The sequence below is a fragment of the Streptomyces sp. TAA040 genome (genome assembly GCF_000424845.1).
In genome coordinates, this window is sequence record NZ_AUKR01000029.1 from 16,465 (window position 1) to 37,854 (window position 21,390).

Sequence of the window (21,390 nt, forward strand, 5' to 3'; positions counted from 1 at the left end):
GCCCCTCGCATACGATGGCCGGTGCGGCATGGCCACATGCGTGATGAGTCATGCGTCCGAAGAGACCGCACACCGCGCCACCGCACCGACCGTGCCAGGCCCGACCGGCAAGGAGACCAACCTCAGTGTCCGTCTTCAACAAGCTCATGCGTGCAGGCGAAGGCAAGATCCTGCGCACGCTGCACCGCATCGCGGACCAGGTGAATTCCATCGAAGAGGACTTCGTCGACCTCTCCGACGTCGAGTTGCGTGCGCTGACCGATGAGTACAAGGAGCGCTACGCGGGCGGCGAGAGTCTCGACGACCTGCTGCCGGAGGCCTTCGCCACCGTCCGCGAGGCGGCGAAACGGGTGCTGGGCCAGCGGCCGTACGACGTCCAGTTGATGGGCGGCGCAGCGCTGCACCGCGGCCTGGTGGCCGAGATGAAGACGGGTGAGGGCAAGACCCTGGTCGGTACGCTGCCGACCTACCTCAACGCGCTCTCCGGCAAGGGCGTCCACCTGATCACGGTCAACGACTACCTCGCCCAGCGCGACTCCGAGATGATGGGCCGGATCCACAAGTTCCTGGGTCTGTCCATCGGCTGCATCGTCGCCAACATGACCCCGGCGCAACGGCGCGAGCAGTACAACTGCGACATCACCTACGGCACGAACAACGAGTTCGGCTTCGACTACCTCCGCGACAACATGGCCTGGTCGCAGGAGGAACTCGTCCAGCGCGGCCACAACTTCGCCATCGTCGACGAGGTGGACTCGATCCTGGTGGACGAGGCCAGGACCCCGCTGATCATCTCCGGGCCGGCCGACTCGGCGACCAAGTGGTACGGCGACTTCGCGAAGCTGGTCAAGCGTCTGGAGAAGGGCGAGCCGGCCGACGTCCGGTTGCAGAAGCCCGAGACCGGCGACTACGACGTCGACGAGAAGAAGCGGACTGTCGGTATCCACGAGTCGGGCGTCTCCAAGGTCGAGGACTGGCTGGGTATCGACAACCTCTACGAGTCGGTGAACACCCCGCTGGTCGGGTACCTCAACAACGCGATCAAGGCCAAAGAGCTCTACAAGAACGACAAGGACTACGTCGTCATCGACGGCGAGGTCATGATCGTCGACGAGCACACCGGCCGTATCCTGGCCGGCCGCCGCTACAACGAGGGCATGCACCAGGCGATCGAGGCGAAGGAGGGGGTGGACATCAAGGACGAGAACCAGACCCTCGCCACTATCACCCTGCAGAACTTCTTCCGCCTCTACGACAAGCTCTCCGGCATGACCGGTACCGCCATGACCGAGGCGGCCGAGTTCCACCAGATCTACAAGCTGGGCGTGGTGCCGATCCCGACGCACCGCCCGATGATCCGGATGGACCAGGCGGACCTCATCTACCGCACCGAGGTCGCCAAGTTCGACGCGGTCGTCGAGGACATCGCGGAGAAGCACGAGAAGGGCCAGCCGATCCTGGTCGGCACCACCTCGGTGGAGAAGTCGGAGTACCTCTCGCAGCAGCTCAAGAAGCGCGGTGTCGCGCACGAGGTGCTGAACGCGAAGAACCACGAGCGCGAGGCTCAGATCGTCGCTGAGGCGGGCCGCAAGGGCTCGGTCACGGTCGCCACCAACATGGCCGGTCGCGGCACCGACATCAAGCTGGGCGGCAACCCCGAGGCCATCGCCGAGGACGAGCTGCGCGCGAAGGGGCTCGACCCGGACGAGCACCTGGAGGAGTGGGCCGCAGCCCTCCCCGCGGCGCTCGAGCAGGCGGAGCGCGCGGTGGAGTCCGAGTTCGAGGAGGTCACCCGGCTGGGCGGGCTCTACGTGCTCGGTACCGAGCGCCACGAGTCCCGGCGGATCGACAACCAGCTGCGCGGGCGGTCCGGCCGCCAGGGCGACCCGGGCGAGTCCCGGTTCTACCTCTCCCTCGGCGACGATCTGATGCGGCTGTTCAAGGCCCAGATGGTCGAGCGCGTGATGGCGATGGCGAACGTCCCGGACGACGTCCCGATCGAGAACAAGATGGTGACCCGCGCCATCGCCTCCGCCCAGTCGCAGGTGGAGCAGCAGAACTTCGAGATCCGGAAGAACGTCCTCAAGTACGACGAGGTGCTCAACCGGCAGCGCGAGGTCATCTACGGCGAGCGCCGCCGGGTCCTGGAGGGCGAGAATCTGCAGGAGCAGATCCGTCACTTCATGGAGGACACCGTAGAGGACTACGTGCAGGCGGAAACCGTCGAGGGCTTCGCGGAGGACTGGGACCTGGACCGGCTGTGGGGCGCGTTCAAGCAGCTCTACCCGGTGTCCGTCACCGTCCAGGACCTGGAGGAGGAGGTCGGCGACCGCGAGGGCATCACCGCGGAGTTCATCCTCGACACCGTCAAGGACGACATCAACAAGCAGTACGACGCGCGCGAGGAGCAGCTCGGCGCGGACATCATGCGCGAGCTGGAGCGTCGCGTGGTCCTCTCGGTGCTCGACCGCAAGTGGCGCGAGCACCTCTACGAGATGGACTACCTCCAGGAGGGCATCGGCCTGCGGGCGATGGCCCAGAAGGACCCGCTGGTCGAGTACCAGCGGGAGGGCTACGACATGTTCCAGGCCATGATGGACGGCATCAAGGAGGAGTCCGTCGGCTACCTGTTCAACCTGGAGGTCCAGGTCGAGCGGCAGGTCGAGGAGGTCCCGGTGCAGGACACCGAGGAGGCGCCGCAGGGCGCGGGCGTGGAGCAGGAGGCCGTGCCGGCAGGCGGCCGGCCGGCGATCCGGGCCAAGGGCCTGGACGCTCCGCAGCGGCCGGACCGGCTGCACTTCTCCGCTCCCACGGTGGACGGTGAGGGCGGTGTCGTCGAGGGCGACTTCAGCAACGAGGAGGGTCCCGCCCGTTCCGAGTCGGACGGCATGACCCGCGCGGAGCGCCGCAAGGCGCAGAAGAGCGGCGGTCGCCGGCGCAAGAAGTGACCGGCTGACGGGCGGCCGTCGCAGCGCGTTTCCGGCCCGGGCCGGGTGCTCCGTGAGGATGCACCCGGCCCGGGCCGTCGTACGGCATGGGCACCTGCGGCCGGTCCCGGCCCCGCCGGGGTGTGACCGGGACACGCGGTGTCGCCGGACCCGACCGGGCACGGCGATCGGTTCGGCGCGTGACCCTTTGGGAACTCGGCATCCGGCCCGAGGCGTACGGCCCGGAACGCGACGGCATAGCAACGCCCGTGCCCGTCGACAGCGGACCCCCGCCCCTGGGTCGGCGACGGCGCCCCCGTTCCTTCGGCTGCCGGCCGGGCGGGTCATCGGCTGCCGTGTCGTGGTGGCCCTCCCGTCGAGTGTCAGTCGACCGGGTCGAGGTCGATGTCGAGCTCCACGGCGGCGCAGCGCCAGCGGCGGTCGGCGCCCTGCTCCAGCCGGAACGCCAATGCCCGCGACCGGTCGCCGGCGGACACCCGTGCGTACACCTCGACCGCGCCCGGCCCGGGGACCGAGCAGCCGACCTGCTCCAGGACCGGGGAGGGCGAGGGCTGCCGCGCGGTGCGGGCGCGCAGCGGTGCCAGCGGGGCCAGGTGCGCCAACTGGTCGTAGGCGGTCCCGCTGGTGTGCCCGAGGAGAGCGTGGACGGGCCGCCGGCCGCTGAGGACGAGCAGCAGTTGCTCGGCGAACCAGTGGTGCGGCTGCCGTGCGCGGCGGTCGCGCTGGGCGGCGAGTACCGCGGAGCGCGACGGACGGCGGGAGTCGTGCCGTCCGGGTGGCCGGGTGGACCTGTTGCGAAGGGTCATCGTCTGTTCCCCGTGGGTCTCGGTGCTCGTCCCGACCTGCTTACTGGTCGGTAGCTTCGGCACGGTTCTAGCGAGGCCGGAGCCCGGACGCAATCGCGTCCGGGCTCCGGCGCACTGCGGGACGGAATTCACCTATCCGGGCGTGGCGCCCTGTCTGCTTGACACGAACGGCTCCGACCTGCGGCGATCGCCGGACAGTAGTCGGCGCCCACGGTTCCGGATCACCCGCTCGGCGGCCCGTATGCTGGCCCTTCAGCTCGTTCGGCCTTACACGAAAGCGGCAGTGATGCGTGTCTACCTCCCCCTGACGCTCCCCGCACTCGCGGCGGTGCACCGGCAGCGCGAGCTGGGCCCCGGACCGCTGGCCGCCTACGCGGTGACGCCCGCGCTGCGCGCCTGGTACGGCTCGGACGACCTGGAGGAGCTGGAGTACGTCGCGCTCGGCTGTGCCGCGCAGGCCTCCCTGCGACTGCTGGCACAGGACCAGGCGGCACCCCGTCGCCGGGTGGTGCTCGCGGCGGACGTGGCGGACGCCTCGGTCGCCGCCGCCGACGGGTCCGGTGATCCGGACGCGGTGGGCGAGGTCGTCGTGGCCGGGCCGGTCGTCCTCACCGAGGCCGCCGCGGTCCATCTGGACGCGCCGGACGCCGGGCCGGACGTTGCCGCAGCGTCGGAGGCGGCCGCCGGCGCCGGTGACGAGGGCGCGCGCGCCGCCGCGGATGCCGCGGACGACCACGAGTTGCTCTGGTACGCCGTCCAGGAACTGGAGCACCTGCTCTGACCGCGCCGCGCCCTCCGCCCCGGCGGCGCCCGCCGGGCCCCGGCCGAGAACCGCCGGTGGTCGGCGCATCCCCGGATAGTGTGGCGGCATGACTTCGGATGCGGCGGCACGGCCTCGGCGGGGCGGACGGCGGTGAGTGGGCCGACCCACATCGTGTGGGACTGGAACGGCACCCTGCTGCACGACATCCACGCGGTGCTCGACGCGACCAACGCGGCCTTCGCCGAACTCGGCATGCCGGGGATCACGCTGGAGCGCTACCGCGAGCTGTACTGCGTGCCGGTGCCCAGGTTCTACGAGCGGATCACCGGACGGCTCCCGGGCCCGGAGGAGTTCGCTCGGCTCGACGAGGTCTTCCACCGGCACTACTTCGCCCTGGCGGACGCCGTGGACCTGGCGGAGGGCGCGGCGGAGTTGCTGGCCGCCCGGCGTGCGGCGGGGACGACCCAGTCGCTCTGCTCGCTCGCCCCGCACGACCGGTTGCTGCCCCTGCTGCGGCGGCACGGAATCGCGGAGCACTTCGACCGGGTCGACGGCAACCGCGAACGGGTGAACTCCGTGGGCAAGGCTCGGCAGATGGCCGCACACCTGGCGTCGATGGAGGGGGTGGAGCCGTCCCGGACGATTGTCATCGGGGACGCCCTCGACGACGCCGCGGCCGCCGCCCACATCGGTGCGCACGCGGTGCTGTACACGGGCGGTTCGCACAGTCGCAGCAGCCTGGCGTCCGCCGGCGTCCCGGTGGTGGACAGCCTCGCCGAAGCGGTCGAGACCGCGGAGCGCCTCATCCCGGCGGCCGCGGCCCGCCGGGTCGAGCCGCACCACTGAGCCGGGTGCGCCGCTCCGCCCGCGTCACCGGCCAGGCGCGGGCGACACGCAGCGCCGCCACCACGCGGGCCCGGCGCGGGGCAGAGCCGCCGGCCCGCGGTGCGGGCGTACGTGCGGTGGTGGTACGCCGAGCCGGGTGGGTGCGCCCTTGTCCGACGCGTCAAAGTTTCGGGCGGGTTTTGTACACCTGCGGCTCATGACGGGGGCCGGGTGCGGGGGGATAGCCTGGATCCCGTGATCAGCGCGATATCCGTGGCGGGGGACAACGGCGACGAAGCCCTGTCCGCTCCCGGCCCGCACCGGCTCCGTGCCCGGTGCACCGCTGACCGACCCTTCCGGCGTAACGTCGAACCGAGGCCGTCATCGCGTACGGCGGCCCGGAACGGCGTCGTGCCCCCACCCATCTGACGTCACGCAACGGCGCGCGACAGGAGCCAGAGGACATGCAGACCAAGCTGGACGAAGCAAAGGCCGAACTGCTCGTACGAGCCGCCGAGGCGGCCGAGGGCGGCCCGACCGGGGGTCTCCCGGTGCAAGGGCTGGACTCCGAGGCCCTCATCGCGTATCTCCAGCGCTACTACCTGCACACCGCCCCCGAGGACCTCACCGACCGCGATCCGATCGACGTGCTCGGCGCGGCGCTCTCCCACCACCGGCTGGCCCAGGAGCGACCGCAGGGCACCGCGAACGTCCGCGTCCACACCCCCACGGTCGACGAGAACGGCTGGACGTGCACTCACACGGTCGTCGAGGTGATCACCGACGACATGCCGTTCCTGGTGGACTCCGTCACCAACGAGCTCTCCCGGCAGGGACGCGGCATCCACATCGTCATCCACCCGCAGGTGATCGTCCGGCGCGACGTCGCGGGGAAGCTGCTGGAGGTCCTCGACGCGGGGCGCGACCCGCACACCGAGCGTCCCCGAACGCACACTCCCGCCGAGCTGCCGCCGGACGCGGTCACCGAGTCCTGGATCCACGTCGAGATCGACCGCGAGACCGACCCGGACGACCTCCAGCAGATCACCACCGACCTGCTGCGGGTGCTCTCCGACGTCAGGGAGGCGGTGGAGGACTGGCGGAAGATGCGCGGCGCCGCCCTCGGCATCGCGGACGAACTGCCCGACGAGCCCACCGACGACCTGCCCGCCGACGAGGTGCGCGAGGCCGCCGAACTGCTCCGCTGGCTGGCCGACGACCGCTTCACCTTCCTCGGCTACCGCGAGTACGAGCTCGCCACCGTGCACCCGGCGGGGGATGGCACCGAGGACGTCCTCAAGCCGGTGCCCGGAACCGGCCTCGGTATCCTGCGGGCCGACCCCAGCCACAGCGAGGACGACGAGGGCCATCCCGTCTCCCCGTCGTTCAACCGACTCACCTCCGACGTCCGGGCCAAGGCGCGCGAGCACAAGCTCCTGGTGCTCACCAAGGCCAACAGCCGCGCCACGGTGCACCGCGCGTCCTACCTCGACTACGTGGGCGTCAAGAAGTTCGACGCCGAGGGCAACGTGGTGGGCGAGCGCCGGTTCCTCGGCCTCTTCGCGGCCTCCGCCTTCGTGGAGACGGTGCGGCAGATCCCGGTCATCCGGCGCAAGGTCGAGGCGGTGCTGTCGGCCGCGGGCTTCACCCCCGACAGCCACGACGGGCGCGACCTGCTCCAGATCCTGGAGACCTACCCGCGCGACGAGCTGTTCCAGATCCCCGTCGGTGAGCTGCGCTCCATCGCCACCTCGGTGCTCTACCTCCAGGAGCGGCGCAAGCTGCGCCTCTTCCTGCGCCAGGACGAGTACGGCCGCTACTACTCGGCGCTGGTGTACCTGCCGCGGGACCGCTACACCACGGCGGTGCGGCTGCGCCTCATCGACATCCTCACCGAGGAGCTCCACGGCACCAGCGTGGACTTCACGGCCTGGAACACCGAGTCGGTGCTCTCCCGCCTGCACTTCGTCGTCCGCGTGGAACCCGGCACGGAACTGGACCGGCTCACCGACGCCGACGCCGACCGCATCGAGACCCGGCTCGCCGACGCCACCCGGTCCTGGGCGGACGGGTTCGCCGACGCGCTGCTCGCCGAGTGCGGGGAGGAACATGCCGCCGAACTGGCGCACCGCTACGGCAGCGCCGCCTTCCCCGAGGGGTACAAGGCTGACTTCCCGCCGCGGGCCGCGGTCGCGGACATCCAGCACATCGACGCACTCGCCGACGGCCCCGCCTCCGGCGCACCGGCCTCCGCCGGGCGTGCGGGCGACCCGGCGAGCGCGGAGAACCGCGACAGCGGCGGCGACTTCGCGCTCAGCCTCTACGAACCGGTGGGCGCCGGCCCGGGCGAGCGGCGGTTCAAGATCTTCCGGACGGGTCAGCCGGTGTCGCTCTCCGCGGTGCTGCCGATCCTCCAGGCCATGGGGGTCGAGGTCGTCGACGAGCGGCCCTACGAACTGCGTCCGGCGGACGGCCGCAAGGCCTGGATCTACGACTTCGGTCTGCGGCTGCCCGGGACCGGGCCGCGGGGCGGGGGCGACGACGCCCGGGAGCGGTTCCAGCAGACCTTCGCCGCGGTCTGGAACGGCCGGGCCGAGAACGACGGCATCAACGCCCTGGTGCTGGCTGCGGGTCTGACATGGCGGCAGGCGATGGTGTTGCGGGCCTACGCCAAGTACCTCTGGCAGGCCGGTGCCAAGTTCGGTCAGGGCACGATGGAGGAGACCCTCCGCAAGAACGTCCACACCACCCGGCTGCTCGTCTCGCTCTTCGAGGCGCGGTTGGCCCCCACCCGGCAGCGCGCGGGCACCGAACTGACCGACGGCCTGCTGGAGGAGCTCGACGGCGCGCTGGACTCGGTCGCCAACCTCGACGAGGACCGGATGCTGCGGTCCTTCCTGACCGTCATCAAGGCCACCCTGCGCACCAACTACTTCCAGCGCGGCGAGGACGGCGAGCCGCGGGACTACGTGTCGATCAAGCTCGACCCGCAGGCCATCCCGGACCTGCCCGCGCCCCGCCCCGAGTACGAGGTGTGGGTGTACTCGCCGCGGGTCGAGGGCGTCCACCTGCGCTTCGGCAAGGTGGCCCGCGGCGGGCTCCGCTGGTCCGACCGGCGGGAGGACTTCCGCACCGAGATCCTCGGGCTGGTGAAGGCCCAGGAGGTGAAGAACACCGTCATCGTCCCGGTCGGGGCCAAGGGCGGCTTCGTCGGCAAGCGGCTGCCGGACCCGGCCAGGGACCGCGAGGCCTGGATGGCCGAGGGCATCGCCTGCTACCGCACCTTCATCTCCGGTCTGCTCGACATCACCGACAACCTGGACGGCGGCGAGGTGGTGCCCCCGGACGAGGTGGTGCGCCACGACGACGACGACACGTATCTGGTGGTCGCGGCGGACAAGGGGACCGCCACCTTCTCGGACATCGCCAACGAGGTCGCCGTCTCCTACGGCTTCTGGCTGGGGGACGCCTTCGCCTCCGGCGGGTCGGCGGGTTACGACCACAAGGGCATGGGCATCACGGCCAGGGGCGCCTGGGAGTCGGTGAAGCGCCACTTCCGGGAGCTCGACCACGACACCCAGACCCAGGACTTCACCGTCGTGGGCATCGGCGACATGTCCGGGGACGTGTTCGGCAACGGGATGCTGCTGAGCGAGCACGTCAGGCTGGTCGCCGCCTTCGACCACCGACACATCTTCCTCGACCCGGAGCCGGACGCCGCCACCTCGTATGCCGAGCGGCGGCGGCTCTTCGAGCTGCCGCGGTCCTCGTGGGCCGACTACGACACCGGGCTGATCTCCGCCGGAGGCGGGGTCCATCCGCGCACGGCGAAGTCCGTCCCGATCAGCGCCGAGGTCAGGGAGGCACTCGGTCTGGACGCCGGGGTCTCCAAGCTCACCCCGCCCGAGCTGATGCAGGCCATCCTGCGGGCCCCCGTCGACCTGCTGTGGAACGGCGGGATCGGGACCTACGTCAAGGCCTCCACCGAGAGCAACCAGGACGTCGGCGACAAGGCCAACGACGCCATCCGCGTCGACGGCCGGGACGTGCGGAGCAAGGTGGTGGGCGAGGGCGGCAACCTCGGACTGACCCAGCTCGGCCGGATCGAGTTCGCCACCAACGGCGGCCTGGTGAACAGCGACGCCATCGACAACAGCGCCGGTGTGGACACCTCCGACCATGAAGTGAACATCAAGATCCTGCTCAACGCGGTGGTGTCCAGCGGGGACATGACCGTCAAGCAGCGGAACGCGCTGCTGGCGGAGATGACCGACGAGGTCGCCGGCCTGGTGCTGCGCAACAACTACACGCAGAACGTGGCCCTGGCCAACGCCCAGGAGACGGCCGCCGGTCTGCTGCTGGCGCACCAGCGTTTCATGCGGTCGCTCGGCCGCGCCGGACGGCTGGACCGCTCGCTGGAGTTCCTGCCCTCCGACCGGCTGATCAAGGAGCGGTTGCACAACGGAGTCGGCCTCACGCAGCCGGAGCTGGCCGTCCTCCTCGCCTACGCCAAGATCACCGTGACCGAGGCGCTGGTCGGCACCGACCTGCCGGACGACCCGTACCTGCGGCGGCTGGTGCACGAGTACTTCCCCCGGGCGCTCCGGGAGCGCTTCCCCGAGGAGGTCGACCGGCACGCCCTGGGCCGGCAGATCGTCACCACCCTGCTCGTCAACGACACGGTGAACACCGGCGGGACGACCTTCCTCCACCGGCTGCGCGAGGAGTCCGGCGCGACCATCGAGGAGATCGTCCGGGCGCACACCGCCGCCCGGACCATCTTCGAGATGCCCTGGATCTGGGACCAGGTCGAGGCGCTCGACAACGTGGTGTCCGGCCGGGTCCAGACCCGGATGCGGCTGCACTCGCGCCGTCTGGTCGAACGGGCCACCCGCTGGCTGCTCGGCAACCGCCCGCAGCCGCTGCACCTCTCGGACACCATCGTCTTCTTCGAGGAGCGGGTCGAGGAGGTCTGGCAGGAACTGCCCAAGCTGCTCAAGGGCGAGGACCTGGGCTGGTACGAGCGGATCCACGAGGAGCTGGAGTCGGCCGGCGTGCCGAGCGAACTCGCCCAGCGGGTGGCCGGGTTCTCGTCGGTCTTCCCCGCGCTGGACGTGGTGGCGGTCGCCGAGCGCACCGGACGCGATCTGATGGACGTGGCCGAGGTCTACTACGACCTCGCGGACCGGTTGGGTATCAGCCAGCTCCAGGACCGCGTCGGCGAACTCCCGCGGGCCGACCGCTGGCAGTCCATGGCCAGGGCCTCGATCCGTGAGGATCTCTACGCGGCCCACCAGCTGCTGACCGCCGACGTGCTGGCGGCGGGCGAGCCCTCGGCTTCGCCGGAGCAGCAGTTCAAGGCGTGGGAGGAGAAGAACGCCGCGGTCCTGGGCCGTGCCAGGGCGACGCTGGAGGAGATCCAGGCCTCGGAGGTGTTCGACCTGGCCAACCTGTCGGTGGCCATGCGCACCATGCGCACCCTGCTCCGCAGCAACCGCTGACCGGCCGACCGCTTCCGCCGGCCGGAGCGCGCCCCGGGCGCGCCCCGGCCGGCGGACCAGCGGGTCCGGAGCGCCTCAGAGCCGGGCGGCCGGCCGGGGCACCTGCTCCGGACGGCCCGGCCGCGACGGACCGACCACCCGCGGCCGCCGCGGCGCGGCGCGGCCGGCCGGCAGCGCGGCCGCGCCGGACGCGGGCCCGGACGGCACGGCCAGGGCGGGTGCGTTCAGGAAGACCGCCCGCACCACCCGGTCGGCGGTCTGCCCGTCCTCGTACGGGCAGAACCGGGCTCGGAAGGCGGCCCTCAGGGCGGCCGACCCCGCGCCCCGCCAGGCCCCGCTGCGGAAGAGCCCGACCAGTTCCTCCAGATCGTGGGCGATCGGCCCGGGCGGAGCGCTCGGCAGGTCGAAGTAGGTGCCCCGGGTGGCCCGGTAGGTCTCCCAGTCGTCCAGGTGGAGGACGATCGGCCGGTTCAGGACCGCGAAGTCGAACATCACCGGCGCGTAGTCGGTCACCAGCACGTCCGCCGCCAGGCAGAGCTCGGCCAGCGGACGGCGGACTCCGGCGTCCAGCACCGTGTACCCGGGGCCCAGGGCGTTCGCCAACCGCGTGCTGCTCAGCCGTGCCGACTCCCGGCCGTGCAGGTACTCCCGGGGCGCCGGGGCGTACAGCACCGCCTTCACCCCGTCCGGGACGCCCGCCTCGGCACGCACCCGGGCCACGTCCGCGGACGTGGCGGTGCAGAGCAGGTCGTTCCGCGGTGCGCCGTACTCCAGCGTGGTGCAGCCGCCGGGGTACGCGCGCTCCCTGGCCAGGGTCGCGTGCCGGTTCGCCGAGAGGCTGTAGTCCCACTCGTCGGCCTGCTCCAGGAGCCTCGCGAAGTCGATCCCGGCGGACGCAGCCGGCCGGTCGCGCAGGTCCATGCCCATCAGCCCCAGCGGGGTACCGCGGTGCGTCTGCACCAGCACCTGCCCCGGCCGCTTGTGCCGCCGTGGGCCGAAGGAGCTGTCGCCCACGAGGTAGCCGGCCCGGGCCAGTGCCGTCCAATGGGCGGCGGACCCCGGAGCCAGCAGCCGTACGCCGGGGGGCAGGACGGGCGCGTCCTCGGCCCGGTCGACCCAGCAGATCCGCAGCCCGGGGACCAGCGCCCGTGCCCGTGCGGCCAGCACGGCCGGGTCGCCGCCGTCCGAGGGTGAGGCGCTGGTGAACAGGGCCAGATCCGGATCGATGGGCCGCCGCGACTGGACCCGGTGGTGCAACCGCAGGGCGATGCGGCGCAGTCCGCCCCACACCCGTGCCGCCCGCCCCCGCAGGCCCCGCACGGACCACAGCAGTTGGAACGTGCGCCGCGCACCGAGCCGGACCAGCAGGTGCCGCAGGTCGGTCCGTCCGGCGGCGGCCTGGTGGCTCAGGCACTGCCTGCTGCTGCGTCGGAAGAACTCGGTCCGGCTCGCGCGCGGCAGCCGTCCGGGCTTCAGGAACAGGGCGAGCAGATGGTCCGTCATCCGGCGGTAGAGAAGCGGTTTCCAGCGGGCGAGGCCGGGCCGTTCGTCCAAGAACGCGAAGGCGCGGTCGTACTGCTGGAACAGGTCGAAGTCGCGGCGGTCGTCCTCTTCGGTGCGGGAGCCGGGTTCGGACGCCTTGCGGCGCTGCCGGTGCTGGACGCAGACCCGGTCCAGCACGGACGTGGCCTCCGAGGTCAGCAGGACCGCCCAGGTCCAGGGCGTCGCCTCGTGGCTGCCGGTCGGGAAACCGAGCCCCTCCTGGCGGACGAACGCCCCCCGGTAGGCCTTGTTCCAGGCGACGGACGGCAGCCGGAGCAGCCCGGGACGGTCCTTGAGCCGGAACACCTGCGGGTCGCGCGGGGCCAGGGCGCCGACCCGGCTGCCCCGGTCGCTGCCGCCGTGCCAGAAGGTGCGCACGTGGTCGAAGACCAGCACGTCCGGCTCGGCGGTCTCGGCCAGTCGGTCGGCCACCGCCTGGAGCGCGCCCGGGGTGAGGGCGTCGTCGCTGTCGAGGAAGAGCAGGTAGTCGCCGCGCGCGTGTGCCAGTCCGGAGTTGCGGGCGGGGCCGGCGCCGGACCGTTCCGGCAGGCGCAGCACGGTCATCCGCGGGTCGCCCGCGGCGGTCTCGGCGAGGAGGTCGGCGCAGGGCTCGGGCGAGCAGTCGTCCACCGCGACGAGTTCGAGATCGGTGAAGGACTGGGTCAGCACGGATTGCAGGCACTCGGGCAGATATGCCTGCACCTGATGGACGGGGACAATGATGCTGAATCGAGGCACGGCACATCCACGGGTGGGCGCGATCGGCTGATAAGCCGATCATGCGCGATTCGCAAACGTGTGCCGTGCACCTGACCGGGCGGCGGAGCGAAATGGTCCGTTCGGCCCAGCGGCGCGTGGGCCGACGGTGCGAGGGTCAGCGGTGCGTGGGTCCGGGGCGGGCGCCGCCGGACCGCGGTTCCGGGCGTGTCGGGCGCCCGGCCCCGTCCGGGACACCGCCCGGGGCGGGGCCGGGCCGGGCCGGAACACTGCCCGGCGGTCCCGGGCCGGGGCCTCAGCCCAGCGGGGGCACCGGTTCGGCACCGGCCTCGCGGGCCGCCCGCTCGGTGGCGCTGGCCAGCAGCGCCAGGTCCGTCGGTCCGTTGCCCAGCTCGCGCACCGGCCGCCGGGAGGGCGGGTCGCCCGCCCGGTCCCAGTCGAGCGCGACCACGGTCGGCCGGAGCGTGGCCGTCCGCGGGATGCGGCCGGTGACCCGGCTGCCCTGGAAGGGCGTCACCGAGCCGTCCGGACGGTGCAGTGCCCCGCGCCCGGGCCGGGACTCCTCGGCCGAGGCGGGATCGTCCGGATCACCGCCCAACGCCACCCGCATCGCGGCGCCCTGGTCCGCGACGGTGGCGGCCGTCCGGTCGGGCCGCCCGGTGGCGGCCACCAGGTGCACCCCGAGCCGGATGCCGTCCCGGGCGACCGACTCCAGCGCGCGCACCACCGAACCCGCCGCCGGGCGGCCGGGGTTGCCCAGGGCCGGGTCGACGAGCACGTCGAAGTCGTCCACCAGCACCACGAGCCGCGGCAGCGGCGGCGCGGACTGCACGGGTGCGGAGGCTGCGCCGCCGCCGGCGCGCGGCCGCAACCGGAGTGTGCCGCTGTCGAGGTCCGAGGCCGCCGACCGCCGCCGGGCTGCGGCGGTCTCGGTGGCCTGCTGGGCGAAGGTGTCGAAGTGCGCCGTTCCCAGCAACTCCGCGCGCCGTTTCAACTCGCCGCTCAGCGCCTGGGCGAAACCGCGCATCCGGACGGGTTCACCGGCGCTGAGGTACATCGAGGCGTGCGGGAGTTCGGCGCACACGCCCAGCCCCGCGCCGTCGCCGTCGATGAGCACCAGGCCCAGCCGGTCCGGGCGCTCCCCGGCGGCCAGAGCCGCGGCCAGCGAGCACAGCAGCTCGGTCTTCCCGCTGCCCGCGGCGCCGCTGACCAGCAGATGGCTGCGGTCGGCCCCCAGGTCGGCCGTCACCGGACCGCGCGGCCCGGCGCCGAGGACCAGCGAGGCGGCGCCGGCCCCCGGCACCTCACCGGAGGCGGGCGACCAGCGGGCCAGCAGCGCCGCGGGGGTCGCCCTGGCCAGCCCCAGTTCGTCCAGCAGCCGGGAGCCGGGCGGCAGGGCGACAGCCGGGCGGGCCGCCGGTACGGCGCCCGCCGCCGGCTCCGGCTCGCGCACCGGCGCGAGCGCCCGCGCGAAGCGCTGCGCCCAGGCCGCGGACACGCCGTCCACCGTCGCCAGTGCACCGGTCGGGTCGCCCCCGCGCTCCACCAGCCGGACGGCGGTGGCCACCGCGCCGCTCAGCAGGGCGGCGGAACCGCACTCGCGGAAGGCCGGCAGCGCGGCGTAGGCACTGGCGAGGGTGTCGGCGAACGGGGAGGACGGGGTGGTGGCGGGGGTCTCGGCCAGGCAGAGTACGTGTACCCCCGCGGAGGAGCCCCCGGCGGCCAGCCGGGCGACGGACTCCCGCAGGGCGGCCGTCCCCGGGTCGCCGTCGACCACGACGACCGTCGCCGGACCGCGGTGGCGCCCGGCGGCGGCCAGCACGTCCGCCCGCTCGGCCGTCACCCAGTCGCTGCCGAGCGGCCCTTCGTCGACCCGGCGGGTCAACTCCTCGGCACGGGCGGCGGCCTGGGTCCGATCGAGGCCGAAGAGCAGCCGGCAGTCCTGCCCGCGCGCGGCGCGGGTGTGCGGCAGCCACCCCAGCCACGACCACTCCGCGGCGGCGCCCGCCCGCCCGGAGGCGATCAGCACGACCTCCAGCAGGCTCGGCGGGTGCAGCACCGCGAGTTGGGCGAGTACCGAGCGGGCCATCGGCAGCAGCCGCTCGCGCGGCCCCGCCAGACCCAGTGATCCGGCACGCCGCAGCGCCACGGCGACCGGGGCGTCCGGGTGCGCGCCGTGGTGGGCGGTGCCCAGCCGGGCGGTGAGGGCGTGCGGGTGGTCCGCGCCGCGCTCCCACAACCGCGGGCCCTGGCCGAGTGCAGTGAGCAGCACCTCCGCCGGGTCGGGCCACCGGCCGTCGGCCGGGACGCCTGCCGCCCGCGGCGCGGGGACGCCCGTCCGCGGCCCGGCGTCCTGCGCCGTGCCCCCGTGGTCGGCCGCGGCCTCGGGCCCTTCGGCGCGTCTGCCGGTGAGCCGGCGGGCCCAGCCGCCTATGCCGCCCCGGGACCGCCGGTCCTCGGCGGACTCCTCGGTGCCGGCCGCCCCGCCGTGCCCGGGGTGTTCGTGATCGGTGACCGGGTGGGCGTGCCCGGCGCGGTGCGTGCCAGCGGCGCCGTCGTCGGAGCGCTGCTCCCGGCGGTGCTCGATCTCCTCCGGCGCCCGGGCCCCGCCGACCGGCCGCCCGGCCGCGTTGCGCCGGGCCGGGCCGGTGTTCTGCGCCGGGACGGGGGCGGCGGTGCCGCGGAGCGGTGTGGGCTGCCGGGTGGTGGCGGCCTCCCGGACGGCGGGCCGTACCGGGGCCTCCGGAGCGTCGGGGGAGTGCCCGGTGCCGGTGCGGCGGTCCTCGGCCGGGGCGTGCAGCCGCAGCAGCGTCTCGCCGACCCGCAGGGCCGCGCCGGGGAGCAGCGGGGCCGGACGGTCGTGCACCGGACGGCCGTTCACGCTGGTGCCGTTGGTGGAACCGAGATCGGTGACGGTCACCGCGCCGGTGTCCGCGACGGTCACCGCGCAGTGCAGCCGGGACACGTCCGGGTCGTCGAGCACCACGTCCGCTCCGGTGGACCGCCCGATCCGCACGCGGCCGCCGTGCAGCAGGTGCACGCCGCCGGCGTCCGGTCCGGCCACGACGTCGAGCCTGATCCCGTCCGGGACCGCGGTCGCGGGGTGACCGGAAGGGGCGTGCAAGGTGACGACCGCGCCGTCCATCAGAGGTGGTTCGCCGACCATCTGCCGCTGCGGGTCGAGCCGTCGTGAACCGCAGTAGAGCGTGACCGGGTCACCGGGCGAGGCCGGGACGCCGGAAGCGGTGGCGTGCGCGGTCGCCAGTGCGCCAGCCACCGTCGCCAGTACCGTCCCGGCCGGTGCCGTCACCAGGACGTCGCACGCGGCGGCGTCCTGCTGCGGACCGCTGCGCGGCCCGAGGACAGTGAGCCGGATCTGGTTCGGCATCGGACCCTCCCGGTTCATCAACCATGCGCCAGACCGTAGACGTATCCTCGCACCCGCCATCCCGGTTTCGCGCCGCTACCGCCATAGAATGATCTTGATTTGTGCACCCGGCTGGAAAGTGACTACGGATGTGGCCGAGTTCATACCTTGTGTCGAGCGTTTCTGAGCGCCGTACGAGCGCGAGTGACCTGCCCCGGCCCTCGGGTGGCCCCTGGGGGAAGCGTTGACGTCCGGCCGCGCCGTCCGCCGGAACACTTCCGCGGCGACCCGCGGCAACCCTCAGCCCGCGGTGCGCGTCTTGCCGGGGAGTCGCCGTGTGAGGCGGTCCCGGCCGGTGCCGCACTCCACCCGCCGGGCGTCGCGTGCGGCATTAGAGTGGGCCGGGGCCGGGCCGACCGCGGTCCGGTGCACAGCCACAGGACGACCAGGGAGCCGATGACGTGCGGCCGGTAGGCAGCAAGTACTTGCTCGAGGAGCCGCTCGGGCGCGGGGCCACGGGCACCGTCTGGCGTGCCCGCCAGCGGGAGCGGGCGGGCGAGGAGGCCGCTGTCGCGGGGCATCCCGGCGAACTGCTCGCGATCAAGGTTCTCAAGGAGGAGCTTGCGCACGACCCGGACGTGGTGATGCGCTTCCTGCGGGAACGCTCCGTCCTGCTGCGGCTCACCCACCAGAACATCGTGCGCACCCGGGACCTGGTGGTCGAGGGCGATCTGCTCGCGCTGGTCATGGACCTGGTCGAGGGCCCGGACCTGCACCGCTACCTCCGTGAGAACGGTCCACTCTCCCCGGTCGGGGCCGCGCTGCTCACCGCGCAGGTGGCCGACGCGCTCGCCGCCAGCCACGCCGACGGCGTCCTCCACCGGGATCTGAAACCGGCCAACGTGCTGCTCGCGGAGAGCGAGCAGGGCATGTGGCCGATGCTCACGGACTTCGGCATCGCCCGGCTCGCCGACTCGCCCGGCCTCACCCGGACCCACGAGTTCGTCGGCACCCCCGCCTACGTCGCCCCCGAGTCCGCGGAGGGCAGGCCGCAGACCTCGGCGGTGGACATCTACGGCGCCGGCATCCTGCTCTACGAAGTACTCACCGGCCGGCCCCCCTTCGGCGGCGGCTCGGCGCTGGAGGTGCTCCAGCGGCACCTCAGCGAACAGCCGCCCCGCCCCGGGCAGATGCCCGAACCGTTGTGGACGGTCGTCGAGCGGTGCCTGCGCAAGAACCCCGAGGAGCGTCCGAGCGCCGAGTCGCTGGCCCAGGGCCTGCGCACGGTCGCGGCCGGGCTCGCGACGGGAGCCACCCACGAGCAGTACCGGGCCGCCCTCGGGGTCGGCGCGCTGCTCGTCCCCGCAGTCCGGCCGCCGAGCGTGCCGGGCAGCGGGCCGGATGAGTCGCCCGCCACACAGGTACTGCCCTCCGGCAGCGGCGGCGCGGCAGCCGGCTACGACCCCGATGGTGCCACCAGCGTGCTGCCGCAGTCCCCGGGCGGCCCCGGAGGCGGGAACCCGAACGCCGACCCGACGTCCGTGCTGCCGCCGGTGCCCGGTGGGCCGCCGCAGGGCGGCCCACCGGACCCGCACCCGTGGCAGAGCCAACTGCGAGCGGCCCGGGACCGCAACGAGCAGACCCAGGTGCAGCCTCTCGACCCGGGCGAGGACCCGCTGCGCCGCCGCCCCGCCCGGCAGGCACCGCCGCCACCGGCCCCGCAGCCCCCTCCCGGCCGCCGGGGGCAGGACAGGCAGCAGGACCACCGGCAGCAGGGCGCTCCGCGGGCCGAGCCGCGGCCGGCCCCGCAGCGCTACGCCCCGCCCCCGTCCGCGCAGCCGGCGCCCCAGCGGTACGACCCGCAGCGCACCGAGCCCCGCGAGCCGCGCCCGTCCCGGGAGCCGCGCCGACCGAGCGCCAACCCGATGCGGATCCCGGGCCTGGGGTGCCTCAAGGGCTGCTTCTTCATGATCCTCATCATGGTGGCCGTGGTGGCGCTCATCTGGAACTTCACCCCCGTCCCCGAGTGGGTCGCCGAGGGGAAGAGCTTCTGGGAGACCACCAAGGACTGGTTCGGTTCGGTGAGCGAGTGGATCGGCGGGGTCTCCGAGAACTTCTAGGCGTGCGGGCCCGCCCCGCGGAGCGGGCCCGCACGGAACGACCGCACGGGCTCAGAGTTTTGTCGACATAACAGGGGTCTTTCCGGTACAGATGCGGCGCTTGTCGCCGACCTTGGCCCGAGTGCGCCCCCGCGCCGCGTAGCTTTGTCGTCATGGCACGGAAGATCGGCAGCCGGTACACCGCTCATCAGATCCTGGGACGCGGGAGCGCGGGCACGGTGTGGTTGGGTGCGGGCCCCGACGGGCCCGTCGCCATCAAGCTGCTGCGCGAGGACCTGGCCGCGGACCAGGAACTCGTCGGCCGCTTCGTGCAGGAGCGGGCGGCTCTGGTCAGCCTGGACCACCCGCGGGTGGTCGGGGTGCGGGACCTGGTCGTCGACGGCAACGACCTCGCCCTGGTGATGGACCTCGTCCGCGGATCGGATCTGCGCACCCTGCTCGACCAGGAGCGCCGCCTCACCCCCCAGGAAGCGGTGGCCCTGGCCGCCGACGTCTCCGACGGGCTGGCCGCCGCGCACAAGGCCGGGTACGTGCACCGTGACGTCAAGCCGGAGAACATCCTCCTGGACGGTGAGACCCGGCGGGCGCTGCTCACCGACTTCGGGGTCGCCAAGCTGATCGACGAGCCGCGCCGGGGTGGCGCGGGGCGGGTGGTCGGAACCCCCGACTACGTCGCACCGGAGATCGTCGAGGGGCTGCCGCCGCGGGCCGCAGTGGACATCTACGCCCTGGCCACGGTGCTCTACGAACTGCTCGCCGGGTTCACGCCCTTCGGTGGCGGCCACCCGGGGGCCGTGCTGCGCCGCCACGTCACCGAGGCGGTCGCCCCGCTGCCCGGCATCCCGGACGAGCTGTGGCGGTTGATACACCAGTGCCTGGCCAAGGCACCCGCGTCCCGCTACCGGGCGCCCGAGCTGGCGACCCGACTGCGCGAGCTGCTGCCCGCACTCGCCGGGTACCCGGCCCTGCGCATCGACGAGACGGAACCGGAGCAGCCCGCGGAACCGCCCCGCCCCGCGGACCCCGAGCCGGAGCCGGTGGCCCGGGGCGCCGTCCCGCTGGTCCGGGGCGAGCCGTCACCCGATTCGGCGAACCGGGACACGCACACGAGCATGCGGGTCCCCGGCGCGGAGGAGCTTGCCGGGGGCGCCCACGGCACCGCGCGCGCGGTGCGGGCCCCCGGGCAGCCCCGCGCCGGCTCGGCCAGGCACCGGGCCGCCGAGCGGCGGCGGCGGGTGAAGCTGGGCGTCGCGGCCACCGCGGCGGCGGTGGCACTGGGGGTGGGCGGCTGGCTGGCCTTCGGTCCCGACGGTGAGTCCACCGGAGGCATGGGAGGCCCGCCGGCGGTGCAGAATCCCACCCCGTGACCCTGCTGGGGGCGCCCCGGTCAGCCGGTAGGCTGGAGACGTGGCAGCCGTCGATGTATCCGAAGCACTGAAATCCCTCTCCTCCACCATGGAGTCGATCGAGGCCGTACTCGACCTCGACAAGCTGAGGTCCGATATCGCCGTGCTGGAGGAGCAGGCCGCGTCCCCCACGCTCTGGGACGATCTGGAGCACGCCCAGCAGGTCACCAGCCGCCTCTCCTACCTCCAGGGCCAGCTCAGGAAGGTCGAGGAGCTGCACGCCCGGATCGACGACATCCAGGTGCTCTTCGAGCTGGCGCAGTCCGAGGACGACGCCGACGCCCGCGCCGAGGTGGAGAGCGAGCTGGCAGCCGCCCAGAAGCTGGTGGACGAGCTGGAGGTGCGGACACTGCTCTCCGGCCAGTACGACCAGCGGGAGGCGATGGTCAGCATCCGGGCCGAGGCGGGTGGTGTGGACGCGGCCGACTTCGCCGAGCAGCTCCAGCGCATGTACCTGCGCTGGGCCGAGCGCCGCGGCTACCCGACGGAGGTACTCGACACGTCCTACGCGGAGGAGGCGGGCATCAAGTCCACCACCTTCTCGGTGCGGGCCCCCTACGCCTACGGCACCCTCTCGGTCGAGCAGGGCACCCACCGGATGGTGCGGATCTCGCCCTTCGACAACCAGGGCCGTCGGCAGACCTCCTTCGCGGGTGTCGAGGTGCTGCCCGTCGTGCAGCAGACCGACCACATCGACATCCCGGAGAACGAGCTGCGGATCGACGTCTTCCGGTCTTCCGGCCCGGGCGGCCAGTCGGTCAACACCACCGACTCCGCGGTCCGGATGACGCACATCCCCACCGGCATCGTCGTCTCCTGCCAGAACGAGAAGTCGCAGATCCAAAACCGCGCGGCGGCGATGCGCGTCATGCAGGCTCGACTGCTGGCGCACCGCCGGGCGGAGGAGCAGGCCAAGATGGACGCCCTGAAGGCGGAGGGCGGCAACTCCTGGGGCAATCAGATGCGTTCCTACGTCCTCCAGCCCTACCAGATGGTCAAGGATCTCCGTACCGACCACGAGGTCGGAAACCCGCAGGCGGTCCTGGACGGCGACATCGACGGATTCCTGGAGGCCGGTATCCGCTGGCGCAAGCAACAGGAGCAGGAAGCCACCGCCTGACCGTCGGCGACCCCGAGGTGAATCCTGGGCTCCGCCCGCGGGCAGGTGTGCTCTCCCTCACAACGGAACGTCCGGGGTCGCAAGTGACCGCCCACGGCGGACATTTCCCGCACGTCTCGCTTGACGCTGTTGTGGAAAGTGGGAAGGGTGTCCACTCGGCAGGCGTGTGCCACGACCCTGCACCACGGGGACGAGCCGGACACCCGGTCGCCGAGACGATCGCGGACCGGATCCATCGAGGTCTCCAGCAGAAGCTTTCCGGCGCCGCTGCTCCA

10 protein-coding genes are annotated in these 21,390 nt (G+C 73.0%); 7 read left to right on the forward strand and 3 right to left on the reverse strand.

The window, feature by feature from the left end; translation table 11 throughout:
* Positions 1-125 precede the first annotated feature (125 nt).
* Positions 126-2,948, forward strand: a complete 2,823-nt coding sequence (secA, locus tag H300_RS0119850; RefSeq protein WP_028428807.1) for a preprotein translocase subunit SecA — start codon at positions 126-128, stop codon at positions 2,946-2,948.
* Between the two features lie 362 nt (positions 2,949-3,310).
* On the opposite strand, the gene H300_RS31220 is transcribed toward secA, so the two are convergent.
* Positions 3,311-3,754 carry an Rv3235 family protein gene (locus H300_RS31220; protein ID WP_028428808.1) on the reverse strand — a complete coding sequence of 148 codons (444 nt, stop codon included), beginning with the start codon at positions 3,752-3,754 and terminating at the stop codon, positions 3,311-3,313.
* A 286-nt stretch (positions 3,755-4,040) separates the two neighbouring features.
* Here H300_RS31220 and H300_RS0119860 point away from each other — a divergent pair, with 286 nt between their 5' ends.
* The 3 genes from H300_RS0119860 (at position 4,041) to H300_RS0119870 (ending at position 10,843) form a co-directional block, all read left to right on the forward strand.
* Complete coding sequence (locus tag H300_RS0119860) at positions 4,041-4,535, forward strand: DUF6912 family protein (RefSeq protein ID WP_028428809.1); 495 nt, start codon at positions 4,041-4,043, stop codon at positions 4,533-4,535.
* A gap of 132 nt (positions 4,536-4,667) precedes the next feature.
* Complete coding sequence (locus tag H300_RS28080; protein ID WP_037981141.1) at positions 4,668-5,363, forward strand: HAD family hydrolase; 696 nt, start codon at positions 4,668-4,670, stop codon at positions 5,361-5,363.
* 443 nt (positions 5,364-5,806) lie between these two features.
* Positions 5,807-10,843 (forward strand): NAD-glutamate dehydrogenase, encoded by a 5,037-nt coding sequence (locus tag H300_RS0119870; RefSeq protein WP_028428810.1) that lies wholly within the window; start codon positions 5,807-5,809, stop codon positions 10,841-10,843.
* A gap of 75 nt (positions 10,844-10,918) precedes the next feature.
* Here H300_RS0119870 and H300_RS28085 read toward each other — a convergent pair whose 3' ends face one another.
* Entirely contained in the window at positions 10,919-13,123 is a 2,205-nt protein-coding gene (locus H300_RS28085; protein WP_051270235.1) for a CDP-glycerol glycerophosphotransferase family protein, read from the reverse strand.
* Between the two features lie 274 nt (positions 13,124-13,397).
* A complete protein-coding gene (locus tag H300_RS0119880) occupies positions 13,398-16,490 on the reverse strand; it encodes an FtsK/SpoIIIE domain-containing protein (RefSeq protein WP_486583957.1) in 3,093 nt (1,030 codons plus the stop codon).
* Between the two features lie 440 nt (positions 16,491-16,930).
* Here H300_RS0119880 and H300_RS0119885 point away from each other — a divergent pair, with 440 nt between their 5' ends.
* The 3 genes from H300_RS0119885 to prfB all read left to right on the forward strand — a co-directional run bounded on the left by H300_RS0119885 (position 16,931) and on the right by prfB (position 21,115).
* Positions 16,931-18,589: a serine/threonine-protein kinase gene (locus H300_RS0119885; protein WP_028428812.1), complete on the forward strand. Its 1,659-nt coding sequence runs from the start codon at positions 16,931-16,933 to the stop codon at positions 18,587-18,589.
* 152 nt (positions 18,590-18,741) lie between these two features.
* A complete protein-coding gene (locus tag H300_RS0119890; protein WP_028428813.1) occupies positions 18,742-19,956 on the forward strand; it encodes a serine/threonine-protein kinase in 1,215 nt (404 codons plus the stop codon).
* A gap of 40 nt (positions 19,957-19,996) precedes the next feature.
* Complete coding sequence (gene prfB, locus H300_RS0119895; protein ID WP_028428814.1) at positions 19,997-21,115, forward strand: peptide chain release factor 2; 1,119 nt, start codon at positions 19,997-19,999, stop codon at positions 21,113-21,115.
* Positions 21,116-21,390: the final 275 nt, after the last annotated feature.